This window comes from Candidatus Enterococcus courvalinii, assembly GCF_017315945.1.
GTDB classification, from domain to species: Bacteria; Bacillota; Bacilli; order Lactobacillales; family Enterococcaceae; genus Enterococcus_B; species Enterococcus_B courvalinii.
This window is the reverse complement of the sequence record NZ_JAFLWI010000027.1, coordinates 1-7121: the sequence shown is the minus strand read 5'-3', so window position 1 is coordinate 7121 and position 7121 is coordinate 1. Positions and strand designations below refer to the sequence as shown.

The following is a 7121-nucleotide window of genomic DNA, read 5'->3' as shown; positions in this document are numbered from 1 at the left end:
ATTTTTTGCTTGAACGTTTTTTAATTTTGTAAATTTTCTAACGCATAGTTACAAATTCTTCTGCACCAGTAGGATGAATAGCTACTGTATTATCAAAATCCGCTTTTGTTGCACCCATTTTGATAGCAACAGCAAACCCTTGTAACATCTCATCTACACCTACACCAATAGCATGTAACCCAACGATTTTCTCTTCTTTTCCAACACAAATCAGTTTCATTTCACATTTTTGACGATAGTCACTTAAGGCAAAGTACATTGGCGTAAAACGTGAACGATAAACTTTGATTTCTTTTTCGCCATATTTTTCTAGCGCCTGTTCTTCTGTCAAGCCAATCGTAGCGATTGGTGGATGTGTAAAGATAACTGTTGGAACCAAGTTATAATCTAAATGCTCATCTTTCTTGTCATTAAACAAACGCTCTGATAAGCGACGACCTGCAGCAATCGCTACTGGTGTTAGATCGATTTTTCCAATGACATCCCCTACAGCAAAAATATGTTCATCTGTTGTATTTTGATATTTGTCAACTTGAACAAAACCTTTTTTTGTAAGTGTCACATTTGTATTTTCTAGTCCAAGATTTTCAGTATTAGGTACGCGGCCACCAGCAAATAATACACAATCACCCGTTAACGTATTACCATTCTCAAAAATAACAGTATAGTCCTCATCATTTTTGATAATCTCAATAGCTGTATGGTTAGCAAAAGTCTTCATTCCTGCTGCTTGGTATATTTCAATCAAGTTATCTGATAGCATCTTATCAAATGTTCGTAGAGGCCTTTCTTTTCGGTAGGCCCACATCACTTCGCTGCCAAAACCTTGTAATACGCCAGAAAGCTCTGCAGCAATATATCCTGCACCAAGCACAATTGTTCGCGCTGGTAACTCAGTCAATTCAAAGAATCCGTTAGAATCGATCGCGTATTCACCACCAGGAATCGTCATCTGACTTGCACGACCACCTGTCGCAATTAAAATTTTAGGTGCTTGATATTGCTCACCATTTACTTCAACTGTTTGACTATCAATAAACGTTGCATATCCTTTAACTGCATCTACTTGATTACTATCTAATCCTCGTTGATAAGCTCCATGTAAAAAGTCGATATATTTTTGACGTTTTTCTACTAATTCGGAAAAGTCAACCTTCGTTACATCTGCTTGAATCCCATAGCTTGATGCATCTCGTTCAATTGTTTCTAAAATCGTGCTTGCTTGCCACATCACTTTTTTAGGTACACAACCAACATTTACGCAAGTCCCGCCAAGTTCATTACTTTCAATCAATAAAACTTTCGCGCCATACATACCTGCACGGTTTGCAGAAGCAATCCCACCGGATCCTCCACCAACCACGATATAATCATAGGTTTTCATTTCGTTCCTCCTAGAAAAGACGAGTTTCCCCGGTCATTATTCTTTCTTTTTACGAATCATATCACCTGGTTTAACTGGTTGCTCAACCGGCATTGTTAAAATCATCATTGGATTTGGTGCACGATCGATTGATTCGCCGTCCTCATTATACATAACTTCTACCGTTTGATAGAAATGATTGAACCCAGGACCATAAAACTCGATTTCATCCTCAATAGAAAACAAGTTTCTTTGACGAATTGTTGCCATCTTTGTTTCCTCGTCATATGCTAAAACTTCTCCAACGAATTTATAAACAGGAATTTTACGTCGCGCACCAAATAATTGTTCGTTCTCACTTGGTGTATCATAATAAAAGCCAGTTGCTAATTCTCTTTGTGCAACTTTCCACAATTCATCAATCCACTCTTGTTTACATACATAATTTTCTGGATCAGCCATATAGCTATCTACTGCTGCTTTGTAAACATTTGAAACCGTAGAAACATAATGAATTGATTTCATTCTACCTTCGATTTTGAAGCTATCCACCCCGTTTTCGATTAGTTCAGGGATATGCTCAATCATGGACATATCTACAGCGCTCATTGAAAACTCTTCTTCAATTTCTCCAGAATCTGTCAAACTATTGCGCTCTTGCCCAAACGGCATATCAAACAAGCCATATTTCCAACGACATGATTGTGAACATCCACCACGATTGGCGTCACGCATCGACATGTGATTAGATAGCGTGCACCGACCAGAATACGAAATACACATGGCGCCATGGATAAATGCTTCTATTTCAATGTCCGTATTTTCACGAATAGCTGCAACTTCTTCCATTGATACTTCACGAGCCAAGACAACACGTTCTAACCCTTCTTCTTTCCAGAATTCCAAAGTTTCAAAATTGGTAGCAGAAGCTTGTGTTGATAAATGTATTGGTAAACCCGGTGCTTCTGTCGCACAAATTTCAATTAATGCTGGATCAGAAACAATCACAGCAGAAATACCCACATCACGTAAACTGCGGAAAAATTCTCCTGCTCCTTCTTCATTTCCTTCATGCGTCACCATATTTGCAGCCACATAAACTTTTGCTTGATGTTCTTTTGCAAAAGCAACACCTTCAGCCATTTCTTCATAAGTAAAGTTACCCGCACGACTCCGTAAGCCATAAGCATTTCCACCAATATAAACAGCATCCGCACCATAATGAATAGCGGTTTTTAATTTTTCTAATGTTCCAGCCGGAGCTAGGACTTCCGGACGTTTTAATTTCTTTTTGGTTGTCATTTTTCTTTCGTCATACTCCTTATTTGATTGAAGTAGGATCAATATAAAAGAATCCTGTATCCAATTCTCGATTTTCTGGATGTAATTTGCGAACTTTCTCTGTTAATTCGATGGCTATTTCTTCGTTCCAACTTCCTGTTAAAATATAATTTTTTGCTTCGACAAATAACTTAGCAATTTCAACGAAAGCTTCTCCTGAAGTAAATAAACCATCTAATTTCCAAGTTCGATAATGATACGTATTTAATTGTTCCAACTCATTCATTAAATTCAAATCATTACTTGCAAAAATATGTGTGCCATGACTATCCTCATAAATCGAATAGTGAGTTTCTTCTTTCTTAGGTTCAGAAATGAAAAGACCTCTTTCACGTCCAACTCCCTCTGTTTGTTGTGTGTAGTTATAATAGTTTTGTAATAATGGCCGTTTGGATTGATGGATACAAGTTGCGCCGTATACTAAAATTTCTGTTGGAACTGCTAGTGATTCTGCCATTGCTTTCATTTCATCAAAAGGAACTTCCCTTGATAAAACCGCTCCAACTGCTCCTTTTTTACTCCAAAAATTGATTTGGCGTGAGCTCGTTACAAGTGTTTCACCATCATAGACAAATGGTAAACGTAACTCTGGATTTTTCTTCATCGTATAAATAACTCCAGTGTCGCCTACTGTAATGACATCTGTTCCAATTTCTTTTAAAAATTGAAGATATTCTGGCACTTTCTTCATTTTTTCAGGATGAATAATGCCGTTGACAGCGATATTCGCTTTTTTTCCATATCTATGTGCTAATTCAACTAATTCGCGCTGTTCATCTCTAGTAAATGAAGCGGGCAAACGTAAACCGAATTGTTCTTCTCCAAAATATAAAGTGTCAACTCCAGCGTTTAATAATTCTTCTGCTTGGTTAAATGATTCAACAGTAGTTATGATTTCGATCATAGTTACCTCCTTCTACAACCTCATAATAGTAGCATAGGTCTAAAAACTTTCCAATAGTCCCTTATATTTAAAGTTGGATTTTCGAAAATATGTTTTAGTTTTTAATTAAAAAGTAAAAAAATGTCACAAAAATCAAAATTGATTTTTGTGACATTTATCAAATTTAAATTCAGACAGAAACGATTTCCTTTTTAACTTTTGGTTCTCTAACATTCAAAGTGATCTTTCCTTTTGAACCACCAATCGTTACTCGGTCGCCTAGATGAATCTCCCCACTAAGTAACGCTTCACTCAATCGATCTTCGACTTCTTTTTGAAGTGCACGACGGATTGGACGAGCACCATACTCTGGATCAAAACCGGCTTTACCAATAATATCAATTGCTGCTTGGGTAATTTTCACTTCAATCTCTTGATCTGCTAAACGTTTTACAATCGCTTTGCTCATAATTTGAACAATTTCACGAATTTCTTCTTTGTTCAGAGAATGGAAGACTACTGTTTCATCAATTCTGTTCAAGAATTCAGGACGAAAGGCTTTCTTTAATTCTTCTAAGATTCTTTTTTGCATTGCTTTGTGATCTTTCGTTAAATCTTGGACGTTAAATCCGACATTTTTTTCTTCTCTAATTTGTGTCGCTCCAATGTTCGATGTCATAATTAGAATTGTATTTCTAAAATCAACTTTTCTTCCCTTTGAATCCGTCAAATGTCCATCATCAAGTACTTGCAATAATAAATTAAAAACATCTGGATGTGCTTTTTCAACTTCATCTAGCAAGATAACTGAATACGGTTTTTGACGAATTTTTTCTGTTAATTGTCCACCTTCATCATAACCAACATATCCTGGAGGTGAGCCGATCAAACGACTAGTACTATATTTTTCCATAAATTCAGACATATCTACACGAATTAATGATTCTTCGCTGCCAAACATCACTTCAGATAATGCTTTGGCAAGTTCTGTTTTCCCGACACCTGTTGGCCCAAGAAACATGAATGAACCAATCGGTCGTTGTGGATCTTTCAAACCACTTCGTGCACGACGAATTGCTCTAGAAACTGCTTTAACCGCTTCATCTTGTCCTACTACTCGTTCATGCAATAATGCTTCTAGTTCTAATAAACGTTCACTTTCTTTTTTCTCAAGTTGCTGTAATGGAACACCTGTCCATTCAGAAACTACAGTGGCAACATCTTCATCAGTCACTCGATTGGCATAGCCATTCGTATTTTTTTCTTCAATCAATAAAAGTTTTTCAAGTTTTTGTGTAGCTTTCTTTTCTTGATTACGCAAATGAGCTGCGGTTTCAAAATCTTGTTTCTGGATGGCCCTTTCTTTCTCGGTAACCAAACGCTCAATTTCAGCTTTAACTACAGTCGTCTCGCTTACATCACTTGTTTGATCTAACCGAACTTTTGCTGCAGATTCATCAATCAAATCAATTGCTTTATCTGGAAGTTGTCTAGAATTGATGTAGCGAACAGAAAGGGTAACGGCGGCGCGCAAAGCTTCATCTGTAATTGCTACACTATGATGCTTTTCGTAACGTGAACGTAGCCCTCGCAAAATTTCTTCTGCTTCTTCAGCTGAAGGTTCATCTACTTGAATACGCGCAAAACGTCTTTCTAAGGCAGAATCTTTTTCAATGTATTTTTGGTATTCATCTAAAGTTGTCGCACCAATTGTTTGAAGTTCACCACGCGCTAACGCTGGCTTTAAAATATTTGATGCATCGATTGCACCTTCCGCACCACCTGCACCTATCAATGTATGCAGCTCATCAATGAACAAAATAACTTGACCATCATTGTAAATTTCGTCAATTACTTTCTTCATACGATCTTCAAACTCACCACGATATTTTGTTCCTGCTACTAAAGAACCCATATCTAACATCATCAAACGTTTTGAACGCATTTCTTCAGGTACTTCACCTAGAATAATTTTCTGGGCCAATCCTTCGGCGATAGCTGTTTTACCTACACCTGGTTCCCCAACAAGGACTGGATTGTTTTTTGTTCGTCGACTTAATACTTGGATTACTCTTTTTACTTCTTTTGAACGACCCACAACAGGATCTAATTTATTTTCTTTAGCTAGTTTGGTTAAATCGCGAGCTAACGAGTCTAAAGTTGGTGTTCCTTTAACAGTTTGGCGTTTGTCTTGTGAATTTCTGCGACGGCTAGCATTATTTTTAAGGCCTTCATTCATACCCATTTTTCGTTTAAGCATTTGACGAACAGTAGAAACATCTACTCCTAAGTTAATAAGAATACGTGTAGCCATAATACTCTCATCTTTCAACAAACTAGACAAAATTTGTTCTGTACCTATTTTTTGAATACTCATTTTTTTTGCTTCGCTATTAGCCAGTGCAAAAACTTGTTTCATTCGTGGTGAGTATGGAAGATAAATTCCTTCTACGTACTTATTTACGCCACCATAACCAATTAAATGTTCAATTTCTTCATAAATATCTGTTTCATTTACGCCTAACTCACGTAAAACTTTCCCAGCAATTCCATTAGGTTCTAAAACTAAAGCTAACAAAATGTGCTCGGAACTAACAGATTGGTGTTTTAATCTTTTTGCTTCATCTTGTGCAATTTCTAAGACTACTTGTGCCCGTTCATTAAAAAGTTCTTCCATCAATCTTCACTTCCCATCTTCATAACTTAACCGTTCTAAAAAAGCTCGTAGAATTCTAGCACGAATATGACCTTCCAGGTCACTGTAATTTAGGGTGCTTTTTGCAATTGCACTAAGCATTAAATTTCCTTCTTTTTTTGTAATCATTTTATCCTCATATAATTTTTGGATAATTGAAAATGAATCTTTTTCACTGATTGTTTCATCGAATAGCTGACTAATTTGGTCTAGCATATGTCTCTTGTCAGAAATTCGAACTTTTGCAATTCTAATATAGCCACCACCACCGCGTTTACTTTCTACTAAATAACCGCGTTGGATAGTAAAGCGAGTGTTTATAACATAATTTATTTGCGAAGGAACGCAGTTAAAGAGGTCTGCCATTTCAATCCTTCGAATCTCGATCATTTCATTTTCTTCTAGAATTTTTTTGATATATGACTCAATTAAATCCGAGGTATTTTGATGCGCCATCTTCTTCATTCCCTTTGACTAATATTGACCTTAATTATAGCTAATTTAATCAAAGAATGAAAGGAGAATGCCTTTAGTTAATAAAGTTTCAATAAAATACTATTTTAAACCAAAAAAAATACGGAATAGACTATTCCGTATTAACGCGCCCAAGAGGAGTCGAACCCCTAACCTTTTGATCCGTAGTCAAACACTCTATCCAGTTGAGCTATGGGCGCATATTCAATTCATAAAAATTATAAAACGAATTCAACAAAAAATCAATAAAAAAATCGGGAAGACAGGATTCGAACCTGCGACCCCTTGGTCCCAAACCAAGTGCTCTACCAAGCTGAGCTACTTCCCGAAAAAATAAAAAGACTACGCGCCCAAGAGGAGTCGAA

5 protein-coding genes and 2 tRNA genes are annotated in these 7121 nt (G+C 36.6%); all 7 read right to left on the bottom strand.

Annotation, left to right across the window (positions count from 1 at the left end):
* Positions 1 to 37 precede the first annotated feature (37 nt).
* The 7 genes from gor to JZO71_RS12265 all read right to left on the bottom strand — a co-directional run bounded on the left by gor (position 38) and on the right by JZO71_RS12265 (position 7084).
* The gene (gene gor / locus JZO71_RS12295; protein WP_206900074.1) at positions 38 to 1384 is read right to left on the bottom strand and encodes a glutathione-disulfide reductase; all 1347 of its coding nucleotides are present in this window, start codon (positions 1382 to 1384) and stop codon (positions 38 to 40) included.
* Between the two features lie 36 nt (positions 1385 to 1420).
* Entirely contained in the window at positions 1421 to 2665 is a 1245-nt protein-coding gene (locus tag JZO71_RS12290) for a peptidase U32 family protein (protein WP_206900072.1), read from the bottom strand.
* A gap of 19 nt (positions 2666 to 2684) precedes the next feature.
* Entirely contained in the window at positions 2685 to 3608 is a 924-nt protein-coding gene (locus JZO71_RS12285) for a peptidase U32 family protein (protein WP_206900070.1), read from the bottom strand.
* Positions 3609 to 3777: 169 nt separating this feature from the next.
* Positions 3778 to 6264 carry an ATP-dependent Clp protease ATP-binding subunit gene (locus JZO71_RS12280; protein WP_206900068.1) on the bottom strand — a complete coding sequence of 829 codons (2487 nt, stop codon included), beginning with the start codon at positions 6262 to 6264 and terminating at the stop codon, positions 3778 to 3780.
* A 6-nt stretch (positions 6265 to 6270) separates the two neighbouring features.
* Entirely contained in the window at positions 6271 to 6738 is a 468-nt protein-coding gene (locus JZO71_RS12275; RefSeq protein ID WP_206900066.1) for a CtsR family transcriptional regulator, read from the bottom strand.
* Between the two features lie 144 nt (positions 6739 to 6882).
* A tRNA-Arg gene (locus tag JZO71_RS12270) sits at positions 6883 to 6956 on the bottom strand.
* A gap of 54 nt (positions 6957 to 7010) precedes the next feature.
* Positions 7011 to 7084: transfer RNA gene (locus tag JZO71_RS12265), tRNA-Pro, on the bottom strand.
* Positions 7085 to 7121 lie beyond the last annotated feature (37 nt).

Coding starts and splice junctions, on each gene's coding strand:
- JZO71_RS12290 (WP_206900072.1), bottom strand. CDS start 2,665: ATGACAACCAAAAAGAAATTAAAACGTCCGGAAGTCCTAGCTCCGGCT.
- JZO71_RS12275 (WP_206900066.1), bottom strand. CDS start 6,738: ATGGCGCATCAAAATACCTCGGATTTAATTGAGTCATATATCAAAAAA.
- gor (WP_206900074.1), bottom strand. CDS start 1,384: ATGAAAACCTATGATTATATCGTGGTTGGTGGAGGATCCGGTGGGATT.
- JZO71_RS12280 (WP_206900068.1), bottom strand. CDS start 6,264: ATGGAAGAACTTTTTAATGAACGGGCACAAGTAGTCTTAGAAATTGCA.
- JZO71_RS12285 (WP_206900070.1), bottom strand. CDS start 3,608: ATGATCGAAATCATAACTACTGTTGAATCATTTAACCAAGCAGAAGAA.